We start from the raw sequence: 15,685 nt of genomic DNA, 5'->3' as shown, positions 1-15,685 counted from the left end.
TGTCGGCCGATAGTCCCGTCGGAGCACCGGGGACGCCATCAACTGATCCCTTCGCCCTGGTCAGGACTCGCGGCTACATCAGGCTCTTGGTCATGGCGGCGGTGCTCGGAGTGCCGATCTCCGCAGGCGCGTACGGCTTCCTCGCGCTGGTCGATGCGCTCCAGCCCTGGACCTACACCGACCTGCCCAAGGCGCTGGGTTTCCGGAAGACCCCACCCTGGTGGCCCCTTCCACTGCTCGCCGTGGCAGGCCTGCTGGTCGGAGTGACCATCCGCTACCTTCCCGGGATCGGCGGCCACAAGCCGGCCGAGGGGCTGTCGACGGCGGGCCCGCCGAAACCGCGTGAGCTTCCCGGAGTCCTCCTCGCGGCCGTGGCCACGCTGGGCCTCGGCGCGGTCCTCGGACCCGAGGCGCCGCTCATCATGCTCGGCAGCGGCGTCGCCCTCTGGCTGGTACGCCTGCTCAAGCCGGACATGCCCCCGCAGGCCGGGGCCGTCGTCGGCGCCACAGGAAGCTTCGCAGCGGTCAGCACCCTGCTCGGGTCCCCCATCACCGGTGCCTTCCTGCTCATGGAAGTATCGGGGGTCGGCGGGCCGATGCTCGGGGTCGTGCTGGTACCCGGCCTTCTCGCCGCCGGCATCGGTTCGCTCGTCTTCATCGGCCTGGACAACTGGACCGGTCTCGGTACTTTCTCGCTGGCCATTCCGGACGTGCCACACGCCAACTCGCCCACCGTCGCCGAATTCGGCTGGGCACTCGTCATCGGACTCGCGATGGCCCTCGCCGGCACGGGCATCCGACGGCTCGCCCTGTGGCTACAGCCGCGCGTCGAACGGCGCCTGCTTCCCGCCACCGTACTGATGGGCCTGGTGATCGGCGGGCTCGCCATCGCTTACGCCCAGGGCACCGGGAAGGCCGCGACCGAGGTGATGTACTCGGGGCAGAGCGCTCTGGGCCCGCTGCTCGCGAACAGCGCCGATTACACCGTCGGCATGTTGACGCTTCTCGTGGCCTGCAAGGGGCTCGCGTACTGCGTCTCGTTGAGCGCCTTCCGGGGCGGCCCGATCTTCCCGGCGATGTTTCTGGGGGCGGCGGGTGGGATCGCCCTGTCGCACCTTCCAGGGCTGCAGCTCACCCCGGCGTTCGCCATAGGCATCGGGGCCATGTCGGTCACCATGCTCAGGCTCCCGTTGACGTCGGTGCTGCTGGCCACCCTGTTGCTGGGATCGCAGGGCCTCACCGTCATGCCGCTGGTCATCGTCGCGGTGGTGGTCGCCTACGTCGTGATGCTCAGGCTCAGCCCGGCACCGACCGGCAGATCCGAGGCCGGCGCTCGGACAGACCCTGCCCCCGCATGACGCACCGCAGGAGTTGCCAGCCGGATTCGTAGTAGAAGACGCACAGGATCCCCTGCGGACACGAATGGTCCGCCACCGACCAGCGGGGCTGGAAGTCCTCGTCCACGCTCCACCGCCGAGCGCTCGCGCACTCACGAGGGGCCATCGGTGCCGTGGTGGCCCTTTAGGTGGGTGATCACTGCGGGTTCGGGGTACCACCCAGCATGATCACTGTTGGGGTCGAAGAGGAGTACTTGCTGGTCGCCCCGGAGACACTCCTTCCCACACCGCTCGTGCAGGAGGTGCGTGCCACGGCCCGCCTGGCACCCATCGCGGAAGAGCGAGAGGTCCAGGACGAGCTGCTGCAGGCTCAGATCGAAGTCGCCACCCCCGTGTGCACGGCTCTCGAGGAGGTGGGAGGGCATCTTCTGCGGTTGCGCCACGCAGTCGCCTCCGCCGCGCAGGCGAACGGCTGCCGCATCGCCATCTCTGCCACCTCGCCGGTCAGGAGTGCCGTACCCGTACCCATCACCAGCACGGCGAGATATGTGAAGATGCAGCAAGAGGCCCGATTGCTGGTCGACGAGCAGCTGATCTGCGGAATGCACGTCCATGTGGGGATGCCCGACCGCGAGACCGGGGTGGCTGTCCTGAACCGGCTGCGCGGCTGGCTTCCCACGCTGCTGGCGATGTCCGCGAACGGCCCCCTGTGGGACGGGCAGGACACCGGCTTCGCCAGCTGGCGCACGATCATCTTCGGCCGCTGGCCGGTCAGCGGCCCACCGCCGCACTTCGCGGGGCTCGCGGACTACGAGGCGCGGGCCGATGCGCTGGTGGAACCCGGGGTGATCCCGGACCGGGGGCAGCTGTACTGGCAGGCCCGGCTCTCCGAGCGCTACCCGACCATCGAGGTGCGCTGCTGTGACGTGCAGCTGGAGGCGGACGACGCGGTCATGCTTGCCGGCGTCGTCCGCGGGCTCGCCGCCACCGCTATCTCCGAGGAAAAGTCGGGAGTCGCTCACACGCCGTGCCGACCGGAACTCCTGCAAGCGGCAACATGGCATGCGGCCCGGCACGGGATCAGCAGCACGCTGGTGGACCCGAACGGGCGACTGCGAAGCAGCGGGGACGTACTATGCGCGCTCCTGCGGTACATCGGCCCCGCCCTTGAAGACAACGGTGACCACCGCGAGGTGACCTCGCTCGTCCATCGGCTGCTCCAGCGGGGAACGTCGGCCGACCGCCAGCGCCGCGCCCTGGCGGAAGCCGGCCTCCCGGCGGTCGGCGCCCTGATCACCTCAGGAGCCACCACCTCCTGAGTCGCCGGCCGGCTGTGACCGGGATGCCGACGGAACCGGGGCGTTGCAGGCTCCACCGGGATCCTCCCGGCCGAGCCGTGCGGATGACGTGCCTGCAAAGCCGGACGCGCCCGCGCAGCCCACGCCGTCGACGAGTTCCGCGGGGTGCAGGGCGGTGAACGGCATCGCGCGGCGCACATAGGCCGCGCGAACCCTGCCCCCGCGCGCGGGATCGGGAGGGGTTCTAGAGTTGAAGCAAGGCATGCGGGTGATCTGCGGGCACGCACTGTCACATGTCGTTCGCCTGCCCCTGACCCGCCCACATGACCGGCCCGCAAGGCAGATCCGGCTGCCGAGCGGTTGCAGGATGTGCTGATCTCCGTCGCCCCCGTCGTGGGCACCGCCCGCAGCGTGACGGCCGCCGGCAACACCATCGCGGCACTCGGCGCCACCGATGCCGTCGCCGATGCCCAAGGACAGCTCTCGCAGAGCGAGGAGCCGTTCCCGTCCTGAGGGCAGCAGAGCAGGCAGGAGTGCACTGATGTCCCAGAGTGCGACCACCGCGATGCGCGCGGTACCCCACAGCACACCCCAGGAACGCGCGGACCACGGCAAGGAGGCCCGGCGCCGCTCGCCGCGGTCCGGGCACGCCGAGTACCGGCCGTCTCCGGACAGGCGGGACCCGCTGGCGATACTGGAGGAGCAGTCTGCGGCCCGGGTACCCGAGCTGGTCCCCATCCGCTACAGCAGGATGACGGAGTCCCCCTTCCGGTTCTACCGGGGAGCCGCCGCGATCATGGCCTCCGACCTGGCCGGTAGCCCGGACTCGGGGATCACGGCCCAACTGTGCGGGGACGCGCACCTGCTGAACTTCCGGCTGCTGGCCTCTCCGGAGCGCCGGCTGATGTTCGACATCAACGACTTCGACGAGACCCTGCCCGGTCCCTGGGAGTGGGACGTCAAACGGCTGTCGGCAAGTCTCGTCATCGCCGGCCGGGCGAACGGATTCGACGAGGCCGAGCGCGCGGGCATCGTGAGCTCTGCCGTGCGCTCGTACCGCGAGGCGATGCGCGGCTTCGCCGGCATGGGCAACCTCGACGTCTGGTACGCGAAGATCGACGCGGACAGCCTCGAGGCCCTGACCACCAGTCGGCTCGGCAAGAGCGGGCGGAAGAAACTGACCGGTGCCATGGCGAAGGCTCGCACGCATGACACCCTGCAGGTCTTCGAGAAACTCACGGAGCTGGTCGACGGCCGGCCGAGGATCGCGGCGGACCCCCCGCTGCTGGTACCGCTCGCGGACCTGCTGCCGGACGCCGAGCGCAGCACATTCGAGCGCCAGCTCCGCCGGCTGGTCGAACGCTACGGCCTCACGATGGCTACCGACCGGCGCGCGCTCCTGGAGGACTACCGGCTGGTGGACGTGGCCCGCAAGGTGGTCGGCGTCGGCAGCGTCGGAACCCGCTGCTGGATCCTGCTGCTGCTCGGCCGTGACGGCCAGGATCCGCTCTTCCTGCAGGCCAAGGAGGCCGATACCTCCGTGCTCGCCGCCCACATCGGCGCGAGCAGATACCGCAACCAAGGCGAGCGCGTGGTCTCCGGGCAGCGGCTGATGCAGGCGGCGAGCGACATCTTCCTCGGCTGGGAGCGGGTGGACGGGATCGACGGCAAGCAGCGCGACTTCTACATCCGCCAGTTGCGCGACTGGAAGGGCATCGCGATGCCGGAGACGATGTCGCCCGCACAGTTGGAGACGTTCGGTGAGGTGTGCGGCATCACCCTCGCCCGTGCGCACGCCCGGTCGGGAGACCGCATCGCGATCGCCGCGTACCTGGGCCGCGGCGACGTCTTCGACCGGGCGGTCGCCGCATTCGCCGAGGCCTACGCCGATCAGAACGAACGCGACCATCAAGCTCTGGTCGACGCGGTACACGCAGGCCGGCTGCCTGCACAGGAACTCCCCGCAGCCTGACCCCTCGGCACAGCCGGCGCCGGGCCACACCGGGGGCCCGCCGGTGCTCGCGCCGCACTCGCTCCGGCCCGCCCTCTCCACCGGCGATCGCGGCCGGACCATGAGGCCACGCCGTCAGGTCGGGTTCACGCGGTGCCGGACGCCGTCTCCAAAGCCGTCCTTGAGGTGGCGCAGGGTGGTACTGAGTTCCTGCGCCGGAAATCGGCGAAGGTGTGTCTTCCGCGTCGCGATCCGGTCGAAGGCGTGGGCCTCGAAGTCCGGCCACGCGGCGGTCGTCGGTCGCGCGACGGTTTCGGAGCGGACAGCTCGGCTGCTTCCACCACCCCGAGCTCGCAGCGACGGCCGTCCGATCCGCGCCACATGGCGATGCGCGGCGAAGGAGGCGAAAATGAGGTTGGCCGGACAAGAGCCACCCGCTCCGCGCACACGGCGCCGCCCGCGACACGGGGAAAGCGGCGCTCCACTCTCAGCGCACTCACAGCAGAGCCGGCAAGCCGCGGGCCGCGGCAGCGAGGTGACCGGCGACCCTCTTTGCAGACTTCGGGAGCCGGGGCCGAGCGGGCCACGAAGGTACTCCCGCTGTTTCAGTGAGAAATACAGGTGATCACTCATGTGCCGATGGCTGGCCTACTCGGGAACACCCCTGCTGCTTGACACGATCCTCTATAAACCCGCCCATTCGCTGATCGATCAGAGCCTGCACTCCAAACTGGGTGTCGAGACGACGAACGGTGACGGGTTCGGCGTCGGGTGGTATCCGGAGGGCAGTGACGGCACCCCGGCGCTCATGCGAGACGTCGGCCCCGCCTGGAACAACCGCAACCTGCGGGAGCTCGCGGACCACGTCACCTCACCATTGTTCTTCGCCCACATCCGGGCGTCGACGGGTACGGCGGTACAGCAGACGAACTGCCATCCGTTCCGGCACGGCCGCTGGATGTGGATGCACAACGGCTCCATCGCCGGCTTCCACGCGATGCGGCGGGATCTCACCCTGCTCGTCGATCCCGCGCTGTACTCGGGTATCGAGGGGACGACGGACTCCGAGACGATGTTCTACCTGGCGCTCACCTTCGGCCTGGAGCAGGACCCGCCGGGCGCCGTCGCCAAGATGGTGGGGCTGGTGGAACGCGTCGGTCGCGAACACGGCGTGGAGTACCCGATACAAATGACGGTCGCCGTCAGTGACGGGACGACCGTGTGGGCGTTCCGCTACTCCAGCCAGGGCGCCTCACGGTCGCTCTTCTACAGCACCCGCGTGGACGCACTGCGCAAACTGCACCCCGACATGGCGTTCCTTCAAGAAGTATCCGACGAGACCCGCCTGGTGGTGTCCGAACCCCTCGGCGATCTGCCAGGTGCCTGGCACGAGGTACCCGAGAGCAGCTACGGCGTCGTACACGCCGGGGCCGACGCGCTGTGTCCCTTCACCCCGGAACCGGTATGACGATTCGCCGCACGCCCCGAGAAGCCACCATGGCCATACGGCTCTGTCAGCCGCTCAGCACATCGATCTCCGCCAGGTCCTCCTCGGACAGCAATCCCCCGTGCAGCGCGTCGAGGTTCTGGTCCAGTTGCTTCACGCTGCTCGCGCCGATGATCACCGACACCACCCGGGGGTCGCGCAGCACCCACGAGATCGCCAGTTGCGCCAGACCCTGTCCGCGTCGCTCCGCCAGCTTGCCCAGCGTCCGCAAGCGCTCGGTGTGCTTCAACGCGGCGCCACCGGATCTGGCCCAAGTGCCCGGTGTGGAGGCCGTCGAGGTGACCGGCGCGGCCTCGGTGCGGTTCACCCTCACCGGCCCGCCGGGGGATGCGCTGCAGGTACTGGCGGCGGCGGATGTGGTCAGCCTCGCGGTGCGGGAACCCTCGCTGGAGGAGATCTTCCTCGGCGATTACGGCGGGGAGCAGCGGTGACGGCCGTCGAATCGCCGACCAAGCACAGCCGCCCCGCCACAGACGCGGGGCGGGCGGTGACTGCTCTTGCTCTGCGTCAGACCAGGCGCGGTGCGCTCGTCGTGATCGGGCTGGCGGCCGGAATGTCGGCGGTGGCGGTGGCTGCCTACGCGAGCACCGTAAAGGACCCTGCGGATGCGGCGGCGCTGGAGGCGCTGGCGGGGAACCCAGCGATTCGCACTCTGTTCGGCGAACCGGTGGCGCTGGATGATGCCGGTGGGTTCGCCGTGTGGCGCACGGGGACGGTGTTGGCGGTCGTGCTGGCCGTGTGGGCGCTACTTGCCGCGACGCGGATCACCCGGGGTGAGGAGGATGCCGGCCGGTGGGATGTGCTGCTGGCCGGGCGGGTGCCGGTCACGACCGTGGTGGCACGCCATGTCGCCGTCCTGGCGGCGGCGTACCCGACGACCCCGTCAACTGGTCCGCGGCCTTCCTGATGACATCCGTCGCCGCGCTCGCCGCGGCCGCTGGTGCCATCGGCTACCAACTGCGGGACCTTCGCACCTGACCGCATGGAAGTCTGCATCCCTCTGAGTCTGCGGCGCCCCCCACCCCGGAACAGGCGGCCCGCTGAGCCGAGGTCACCACCTCCTGCGTCCGGGCCCTGCTCTCGGAGGGCCGGGGGCCCCGACCCGTGGTCGTCATGCTCCGCTTCCACGGCTGGACCGTCGAATCCAACGCCACCGGCAGCTGGGTCAAGAACCAGTCCACTCAACCACTACGGCTCCAACACGGACAGCTGGAAGAACGACGGCTACCACAGGATCTGGGACGTCATCAGCGGCGGCTCACGAAACCCGCTACCGGGGCACTGCTACCGGGACCGGACCACCTACCGGATCGCCTCACCGGCATCAAGTGGACCAGGACCGGCGGCTGGAGCTGGGCGCCATACCCACTCCTCGTACGTCTCCAGTTCAAGATTCGGCTCAGCCGCCCGGCTCAGCCCGGTGACCCGCGTCATACCCGACTCCCGTCAGCAAATCGGGGCAGCGTCCAGTTCAAGGGGCACGCGAACGAGCCAAGGGCAACGTCTCGAAGCACCGCATCGTCGTACCCGGCGCCGGATGCACCGGGGCCTTCGCCGCCGGGAACCTGGCCCGTCGGCTCTCCCCGCCGACGCCGAGGCCGACGTCTTCGCGGGCAGCAGGGTACGGCTGCGCCTGGCGCGGGTCTCCGGCGTCGATCCCCAGCGCAGGACAGTCGCCGTGACCCTCGAGGACGGCGACGGCGAGCTCGCGTACGACACGCTTCTCTCCGCGCTCGACAGCTCCGTAGCCCACCATGACGTCCCCGGCGTGGCCGAGTAGGCCTTCGATGTGACCGGCCGGTCCTCGGCGCTGCGTCTGCGCGAGCGCCTGGCTGCCTGGGCGAGGGCGGCACCGTGCTGGTCGTCGGCGAGGGGCTGTCCGGCATCGAGACCGCCACCGAGCTCGTCGAAGTCCCGCTGCCTGCGCCAGGTCGTCGACCGGCTCGGCATCACCGTCCACGAGCACTCCGGCATGGAAGCCGTCAAGCCGACAGGGGCGTTCGCCGCCGACGGTACGTCCATCCCGGCCGACGTGACCGTGTGGTCGGCCGGGTTCGCCGTGCACTCCATCGCGGCGGACAGCGGCCTGGAGGTCGCCGAGACCGGCCAGATCGTCGTCGACCGCAGCGTGTGCTCGGTCTCGCACCCGGACGTGTACACCGCCGGTGACTGCGCCTACGCGACAGAGCCGGGGGGCCGCCGGGCGGGACCCTGGCTCCGATTCCACCCGAACAAACTGGGTAAAATATTGGAAAAGCGACAGTAGCGGCGTTCTCCTTTACCCCGTCGGGAGGCGTAGGCGATGGACCCTTGGCTGATCTGGTTGATCACCGCGGCTCTCTTGGGTGTGGCGGAGATCTTCACTCTCACCGCCGCACTCGGGTTGCTCGGCGGCGCCGCGCTGGTTACCGCAGTCCTCGCGGCGATCGGACTGCCCCTCCCATGGCAGCTCCTGGCTTTCACACTCGTGGCGACGGTCGGCTTGGTGTTCCTGCGCCCGATCGCCATGCGCCACCTGATGCCACGGGAAGGCGAGCGCTTCGGCGTGGAGGCCCTGGTCGGAGGAGCCGCGTACGTGACTGCCGAGGTGACGGGATTGAGCGGCAGGGTCCGCATCGGTGGCGAGGAATGGACGGCCCGCGCCTACGACGAGACGCAAGTCATTCCTCCCGGAACAACCGTCGACGTCATCGAGATCAAAGGCTCCACCGCGCTCGTCTATCCCCGGGAGTGAACCATGGAGATCTCGGCGTTTCTCATCGCCGGCCTGCTGGTCGCAGTCTTCGCGGTCTTCACCGTGATCCGCGCGGTCCGCATCGTCCCGCAGGCCCGCGCCCGCAACGTCGAACGGCTCGGCCGCTACCACCGCACTCTGAAGCCCGGACTCAACGTCGTCATCCCCTACATCGACCGCGTCTACCCGGTAATCGACCTGCGCGAGCAAGTCGTCTCCTTCAAACCCCAGCCGGTCATCACAGAGGACAACCTGGTCGTCGAGATCGACACCGTCCTCTACTTCCAGGTCACCGACCCGCGCGCTGCCGCCTACGAGATCGCCAACTTCCTGCAGGCAGTGGAACAGCTGACCGTCACCACACTGCGCAACGTCGTGGGATCCATGGACCTGGAGAAGACGCTGACCTCACGGGACACCATCAACAACCAGCTTCGCGGCGTACTCGACGACGCCACCGGCAAGTGGGGGCTGAGGGTCAACCGGGTGGAGATCAAGGCCATCGACCCGCCGCAGTCCATCAAGGACGCGATGGAGAAGCAGATGCGGGCCGAGCGGGACAAGCGGGCCGTCATTCTCGGGGCCGAGGGGCAGCGCCAGTCCCAGATCCTGACCGCGGAAGGCGAGAAGCAGGCTGCGGTACTCCGCGCGGAAGGCAACCGGACCGCCGAGATCCTCAAGGCGGAGGGCCAGGCGCGCGCCATCGACGAGGTCTTCCAGGCTGTCCACCGCAACGACCCCGACCCCAAACTGCTCGCCTACCAGTACCTCCAGACGCTCCCCCAGCTCGCGCAGAGCCCGGGAAACACGTTCTGGGTGATCCCCGGCGAGGTCACGTCGGCTCTCCAGGACGTCTCCCGCGCCTTCAGCGAAGTCCTCCCCCAGTCCGCCGCCACCCGCCGGTCGTCATCGGACGACTTGGCCGTCCAGGCCGCGAACGACGCGGCGAAGGCGGCAGAAGCCGCTGCGGAAGCCCTCGCCGACGCAGCGGAAGCCGACGCCGCCGCCACCGGCGCGCTGCCATCCTCCCTCGAGACCGCGGGACGTCACCATCAGCCGGAGACGCCTCGTGCCGGTCCGCCGGACTGATGGCCCTCACCCCGGTCTCCGTTGCAAGGAGCCCGTCATCGTCACAGGCAAGGCCCACGCTTCGACACTTTCAACACTCGTACGCTGATCACTGCTGTCTTTCAGGCGGGACGCAAGGCACCGAACGCCTCATTGACCAGCACGGGCAATTCCAGGGCACCGTCACTCTCAACCCAGGCAGCGAGTGCCGTGGTCACTGCGGCGAGCGCGGCGACTTCGTGCGCTGCCCCACCGGGAGTCGCGCCAATGGCACTCCCGGCGGCGCACGAGGTGGAATGGCAGGAGACCACCCGGGAGGACCACGTCCAGGGCCGCCACCCGCACGTCTCCATCGACGGCCGCCTCTTCGTCTCGACAGTGGGCGGCGCGCTCACGGTGAAGACCGACAACGACACAGAAACGGACGAGGGCGTCCACCGCGAGCCCGTCGATGAGCCGCTCCAGTCCCTGGCCGATGCCGACATCGCCCACGCCTCTGTCGGCCCGCTGATCCTGCTCCGGATCCGCCCGTACAAGGAGCAGACGCGACGCCACCTGGTCTTCAACTCCCTGACGGGCACGGTGGTCCGGCTCGACGGCATCGGCCAGTCCTGCCGGCGGCTGCCGGACAACGACGGCATCGTCTTTCCCGGTGGCTACTGCCTCGGCTCCGGCACCGTCCGGACCTTCGACCCTGCGGTCGCGGACCCGACCGGCCTGGAGTTCGAGCGGACCGTCCGCGCCCCCAACGGCGAAGACGTGCTGTTCGCCTTCCATGCCCGCTCCGAGGGACGCACCCTGCTGCTCCCGTACAACGTGATCCGCAAGGAGGTCGCCGCGCCGATCTCCTGCCACGGCCACGCCCTGTTCGACGACGGAGCCCTCGTCGTCCTGCGGGCCACTGCGGACGAGCCGGCTCGAACGCACCCGGTGCAGACCTGGCAGACCCCCTTCACCTCCGACACCCACCGCTCCCCCGCCGGAAGCGGCTCGCTCGGCCGGATCGGCAACGCCGACCTGGTCCGGGGCATCGCCGACTGCCTGGCTGTCGCACGACAGGCCGCCGAGACCGGACCAGCACCCCGCGGACCGCTGTACGAGGCGCTGCTCGCCGCCTGCGTCAAGGCCGCCGACCGGCACCCCTGGCTGGGCGACGCGGAGGCTGGCGAGCTGCTTGGCGCGCTGGAGGCGTACTTCGCCTCCGACCCGATGGTGAGCAGGATCCGCCGCACGGCCGACGAACTGCGCGAACTCGGCGATGCCGTCCGGGCGGAGGAGCTGACGGGCCTGCTCTCGGCCGCACGGCAGGAAGCGGGGCGCGCGCTGCGCGACCGTACGGAGCTGTTCGCCGACGGCGGCGAGACGATTCGCCTGGGCCGGCACCGGTTCGCGGTCACCCGGCAGTCCGCCGAGCTGACCCTCGTACCGCACGGGGACGGCCTGGCGTTCGCACTCACCGGCACCGACTACCGCCGCCCGGTCACCGACCCGCAGTTCGCCGCCACCCGCCCGTACTGGAACCGGCTGCTGCCGTCCGAGTCGGCCGTGGTCTACCGCGCCGAGTACCTGGCGGCCCGCCTGCTGGCCGAACACGGCCGCACGGCCCTCACCGCCTCCGACCTGGATGCCCTCGTCCGTCAGGCCGCCGAGGCCGCGTACGACGAGGGCTACGAGCGCGGGGTGCACGACCACGACGCCGCCGCCATCCTGCGTGTGCTGCTGCGCTACCCGGCCCGGGACCGGGCGGCCGCCGCGCTGTTCTGGGCCCACGGCACGACCGTCGAGGAGCGTGCCTCCCTCACTCGCCGCGCCGTCTCCCTGGCCCGGGCACGCAACACCTTCGGGCACAGTCCCGCACTCGACGCATTCCAAGGCGAACTGACCCAGGCCATCGTGACCTTCGCTCCCGACACGGCCGCGCCGACCCGCGCCGCCGAGTACCTCTTCGAGGAACTGGCCTGCGAACCGGCCGGGTTCGCCGTTTCCGCCGCGGCCCGCACTCTCCTCGACAAGTTCCGCCGCAGCGTGGGCGCCTCGCCCTATGACGAGGACCTCACCGCCCTCCCCGACCTCGCCGCCCGCAGCCAGCTCGTCGAAGGCTGGCTCACGTCCTACGCGGCGGCCTGCGGCGAGGACATCGACGACGGCGATATCGCCGAGGCCGCCGCCGTCGAGCTGTGCACCGGCCTGGACCGCTACGAGGCCGCGGGCGCCACCATCGCGACCGTATCCGGGCTGCTCGGCGCCCACCCTCGGATCAGCGGACGTTCCCTCGTCCTGCGCCTGGACGAATTCCTCGCCCGCAACGCCGACTTCGCCGCGCAGGACGTCCCGGGCTTCCCACCTTCTACAAGGACTGCGAGCACCCGGCGTCCCGCTGGGCGAGGTGTCCGCACTTCTACAAGGTCCGTTACAGGGGCCCCGGCGGCAATCAGGTTGAGGAGTCGGGCTTCCTGACGCAAGACGAGGCCATCGATCGACTGACGAGTGTCTACAAAGCAAAGAAGGCCGCCCCGGCGAACCAGGCGAAGAGCGAGCGCATCCAGAAGTACAGTCAGATGCGGTTCCGGGAGTACACCGCCGAGTGGAAAGCCGGCCAGCGTCACCTTGCCGCTGCGTCGCTCAGCCACCTCGACTCACTGCTCCAGCACCACATTTTCCCGGCCCTCGCGACCCGCCGGATGAGCACCTTCGACCACAAGGTGGTGGACGGTTTCATCCGGACGATGGAACGCAACGGCGTGGGTCTCGCAGCCCAGTCGAATGCCTACGACAAACTGAAGTCGATACTCCTCGACGCACATCGTCTGGGGCTCTTCGACGACAACCCCCTCCTGGGCGTCAAGCCACCCCAGTACGACCCCAAGCGTGCCGTCATCCCCTCCCCAGCCCAGCTCCAGGCCCTGCGCAGGGCCGGGGACGACACCTTCCGACTCGTGGTGGATCTCATGAGCGGCTGCGGCCTACGCAATGGCGAGGCCGCCGCGGTCAACGTCAACAACATCGTTGCCGACGACGTCTACCGAGTCACCGAGCAGGTCAACCAATCGACCAAGACGTACGACCGCCTCAAGTACCGCAAGCTCGGCGAATACCGCGACGTCCCGCTTCCGCAACGGACGAAGAACACCATCGAGTGGTACGCCGACAAGCACGGAACCACCGACGGCTACCTACTGCGCCACCCACAGGACTCCGGCCGACCCTTCCAGCCGTACCTCCTGCAGAACCAGTGGCAGCGGATCAAGAGACGGGGCGAACTCGACATACCCGACGGCATGGTCATCTACAGCCTCCGTCACTTCTTCGCCTCGAACTGCCTCAGGCACAACATCCCCATCACGGACGTCGCCGAATGGATGGGACACAAAAGCATCGACATCACGTTCAAGATCTACCGGCACCTCATGCCCGGGACAATCGGGCAGGCAGCCAAGGTCCTGGATCTCGGCCTGGCAGCCTAAGACTCAGCAACTGACGAAGCCAACCCTCTTTCCGTGCGCCAAGTTGCGATCGACCTGACCGCCTCGCACACCACTACGTTCCGCCCTCCTTCTTCGGCAGGCGGCATCGAATCGCCGTTCGCTGGCAAACGGCGCGCTAACCGCTGCCGGCCGGAGTTCTTCTTCCTGCGGGCCCAGCCTCTGTGCACCGACGTGATCGTCACCGTGCGCGTGGCCCCCATCGAGGTCGCGGGAGCCGGCGCTGCGGGGCTGAGGAGACACAGCTGAGGGTGTCGGGGGCCTATGAGCCCACGAATCACCCGGCACTTGGACCGCCATGTGGCCGCTGACCTGCGACAACACCCCATGCGCGTTTCTCGGCGCGGGGCGCGGACGTACCCTTCTTGACCGCTGCTTGCCGCCCTTACTGGCACGTTGTGGCACGGCCTTCCGTCATCCGCGCCATTCGAACAGGACGAGCGACGCGTCGTCCGAGGTGGTCTCGCCGCGTGCCCTCTTGAGGGTGTGGGACAGGTCCCGGGCCACCGCGCGGATCCCGTGGTCGGCCTGCTCCAGCTGGTTCACCCAGTCGATCAGCTGCTTCTCGCCGAACTGCTCCTGCCCGGTTTCGTGTTCTTCGATCAGGCCGTCGGTGAAGCAGAGGACGCGGTCGCCAGGCTCCAGCGCCACCACGCTGACCTGCGGCTGGGCCCCTCCGAAGCCGACGGGGAGGGTCGTGGGGCTGTCCAGACGGCGTACGACGCGGTGCGCGCGGATCAGCATGGGCGCGGGATGCCCCGCGTTGACCCACTGGAGGCGCCCCGTGTCCGTGTCCAGGCGCATCATCTGGGCGGTCACGAAGTGGTCCGGGTCGAACTGCTCCGCGACGGCCCGGTCCATGAAGAGGTAGATCTCGGACAGTTCGATGCTGATCCGGCGGGCGTGGCGGTACGCGCCGATGGCCACCGTGGCCATCGTGGCAGCGTCCAGGCCGTGCCCCATGGCGTCGACCATGGCGAGGTGCAGGACGTCGCCGTTCAGGGCGTAGTCGAAGCTGTCCCCCGCCACGGCGTAGGCGGGCTCCAGAACTCCGGCGACCGCGACGTGCGGCATCACCATCGACAGCGGGGGCAACAGGGACCACTGGATCTCCGCAGCCACGCTCATCGGTTCACCGCGGCGGGTCCGGAAGAAGAGGTCTGTGTAGCCGTTCTTGGTCTGCAGCAGGTCGGCCGCAAGGCCCGCGATCCTACGCAGGAGGCGGCGGCTGTCGTCGTCGACCTCGTCCAGGGTGACCGCGAGCACCCCCACCTGGTCACCGCCGTCCAGCAGGGGCAGGTGGACCCGTACGCCATCGGACGTCAGGACTTCGACGGGGCGTGACTCCAGGAAGCACCGGCCGGCTTCGGACCGGTCGATGGGCTGCGGATCACCGGCGGCCCCGCCGCCGGCGGGCAGGGGGACCAGTTGTTGCTGTCCGTAGTCCTGAAGCAGGATCTGCGGGTCACGTCCCCCCACGCGGGCCATCGTCTCCGCAACCAGCGGGCCGACCAGATGGGGCGGCAGCTCGTGCGCCCCGTCCAGGAGCACCCCGAGCAGTTCCTCCCCGAAGCTCTCCGAGCGGTCCGGGTCCCCGCGCCCTCCGACGGTCATCCTGTTGCCTCCAACCGGGCGGCAGGCCGACGTCCTGGCTGCACGGGCGGCGTGCCTCCAGGATGCTCCCCGGCAACCGGGCACGCCACACGGCTCCCGTGCCCGGCCTGGGCCGGCATGTCCGGGGCGGCCGCTGCCGCGCGCCCCGGCTCGCATCGGCCGATGATGGGAGTACGGCCGAACACGCGGAGCTGATCGGTCAGCATGGTCGCGTCGCTGGGAGCGAAGCTGCCGCCCGGGGGGACTGTGGCAGAAGGTCGCGGGTATGCAGCGGGAGAAGGAGCTCATAGAGCGGCGTCTGGTCCTGCCGCTGGCCCATCCCGAAATGGCCACCCAGCACGGGGTGGAGCTGCCACGGGCGGCGGTCGACTAGCTTTGTGGGCGGGAATTCGCACCAACTGCAGAACTTTATGGCGCAGGTCGCATGGAGCGCGTCTGGCGATGTGGGAAGAGCTCCGGCCCGCGGGGTGCAAGTGGTGCGCGAAAGACCCTCCGGGTAGCGCCTTCCTGAGAGTTGGGGCACGCGGAGGGCGCGGCAAGGGTTGAAAGGTCTAGATAACAAAGAAGGCCCAGGTCGCTGACCTGGGCCTTCTCGTAAGAGCGGATGACTGGAATCGAACCCGCGCTCTAAGCTTGGGAATCACCCAGTACTGGGAGCCCCGCTGGGCTGCTGACCTGCGTATACGCACCTTGC

General features: G+C 69.3%; 12 protein-coding genes and 3 pseudogenes. 13 read left to right on the top strand and 2 right to left on the bottom strand.

Annotation, left to right across the window (positions count from 1 at the left end; all coding sequences use genetic code 11):
- Nucleotides 1-92: 92 nt before the first annotated feature.
- From OG594_RS39495 to OG594_RS39475, 5 genes are all read left to right on the top strand, one after another.
- The gene (locus OG594_RS39495; protein WP_266607204.1) at nt 93-1,358 is read left to right on the top strand and encodes a chloride channel protein; all 1,266 of its coding nucleotides are present in this window, start codon (nt 93-95) and stop codon (nt 1,356-1,358) included.
- A gap of 203 nt (nt 1,359-1,561) precedes the next feature.
- Nucleotides 1,562-2,656, top strand: a complete 1,095-nt coding sequence (locus OG594_RS39490) for a glutamate--cysteine ligase (RefSeq protein ID WP_266607203.1) — start codon at nt 1,562-1,564, stop codon at nt 2,654-2,656.
- 348 nt (nt 2,657-3,004) lie between these two features.
- Nucleotides 3,005-3,148, top strand: a complete 144-nt coding sequence (locus OG594_RS39485) for a hypothetical protein (protein ID WP_266607202.1) — start codon at nt 3,005-3,007, stop codon at nt 3,146-3,148.
- 28 nt (nt 3,149-3,176) lie between these two features.
- Nucleotides 3,177-4,607 (top strand): DUF2252 domain-containing protein, encoded by a 1,431-nt coding sequence (locus OG594_RS39480; protein ID WP_266607201.1) that lies wholly within the window; start codon nt 3,177-3,179, stop codon nt 4,605-4,607.
- Nucleotides 4,608-5,217: 610 nt separating this feature from the next.
- A complete protein-coding gene (locus tag OG594_RS39475; protein WP_266607200.1) occupies nt 5,218-6,054 on the top strand; it encodes a class II glutamine amidotransferase in 837 nt (278 codons plus the stop codon).
- A gap of 46 nt (nt 6,055-6,100) precedes the next feature.
- Here the strand turns inward: OG594_RS39475 and OG594_RS39470 are convergent.
- Nucleotides 6,101-6,310 (bottom strand): annotated as a pseudogene (locus OG594_RS39470) (aldo/keto reductase); the annotation flags it as partial.
- Nucleotides 6,311-6,347: 37 nt separating this feature from the next.
- Between OG594_RS39470 and OG594_RS39465 the strand changes: the two are divergent.
- The 8 genes and pseudogenes from OG594_RS39465 to OG594_RS39430 all read left to right on the top strand — a co-directional run bounded on the left by OG594_RS39465 (nt 6,348) and on the right by OG594_RS39430 (nt 13,626).
- Nucleotides 6,348-6,524 carry a hypothetical protein gene (locus OG594_RS39465; protein ID WP_266608919.1) on the top strand — a complete coding sequence of 59 codons (177 nt, stop codon included), beginning with the start codon at nt 6,348-6,350 and terminating at the stop codon, nt 6,522-6,524.
- Nucleotides 6,521-7,000: a hypothetical protein gene (locus OG594_RS39460; protein WP_266607198.1), complete on the top strand. Its 480-nt coding sequence runs from the start codon at nt 6,521-6,523 to the stop codon at nt 6,998-7,000. Before OG594_RS39465 ends, OG594_RS39460 begins: the two co-directional genes overlap by 4 nt.
- A gap of 610 nt (nt 7,001-7,610) precedes the next feature.
- Nucleotides 7,611-8,275 (top strand): annotated as a pseudogene (locus tag OG594_RS39455) (FAD-dependent oxidoreductase); the annotation flags it as partial.
- Between the two features lie 120 nt (nt 8,276-8,395).
- Entirely contained in the window at nt 8,396-8,827 is a 432-nt protein-coding gene (locus OG594_RS39450; protein WP_266607197.1) for an NfeD family protein, read from the top strand.
- A 3-nt stretch (nt 8,828-8,830) separates the two neighbouring features.
- Nucleotides 8,831-9,916 (top strand): SPFH domain-containing protein, encoded by a 1,086-nt coding sequence (locus tag OG594_RS39445; RefSeq protein ID WP_266607196.1) that lies wholly within the window; start codon nt 8,831-8,833, stop codon nt 9,914-9,916.
- Between the two features lie 255 nt (nt 9,917-10,171).
- A pseudogene (locus OG594_RS39440) lies at nt 10,172-12,235 on the top strand (DNA repair ATPase); the annotation flags it as partial.
- 218 nt (nt 12,236-12,453) lie between these two features.
- Nucleotides 12,454-13,359, top strand: coding sequence for a tyrosine-type recombinase/integrase (locus tag OG594_RS39435; RefSeq protein ID WP_266607195.1), 906 nt, complete (start codon nt 12,454-12,456; stop codon nt 13,357-13,359).
- A gap of 33 nt (nt 13,360-13,392) precedes the next feature.
- Nucleotides 13,393-13,626, top strand: coding sequence for a hypothetical protein (locus OG594_RS39430; RefSeq protein WP_266607194.1), 234 nt, complete (start codon nt 13,393-13,395; stop codon nt 13,624-13,626).
- Nucleotides 13,627-13,791: 165 nt separating this feature from the next.
- Here OG594_RS39430 and OG594_RS39425 read toward each other — a convergent pair whose 3' ends face one another.
- Nucleotides 13,792-14,991 (bottom strand): PP2C family protein-serine/threonine phosphatase, encoded by a 1,200-nt coding sequence (locus OG594_RS39425; RefSeq protein WP_266607193.1) that lies wholly within the window; start codon nt 14,989-14,991, stop codon nt 13,792-13,794.
- Nucleotides 14,992-15,685: the final 694 nt, after the last annotated feature.

It is taken from the genome of Streptomyces sp. NBC_01214 (assembly GCF_026340975.1).
Lineage (GTDB): Bacteria > Actinomycetota > Actinomycetes > Streptomycetales > Streptomycetaceae > Streptomyces.
The sequence above is the reverse complement of the archived record's forward strand: the minus strand, read 5'-3'. Positions and strand labels throughout refer to the sequence as shown.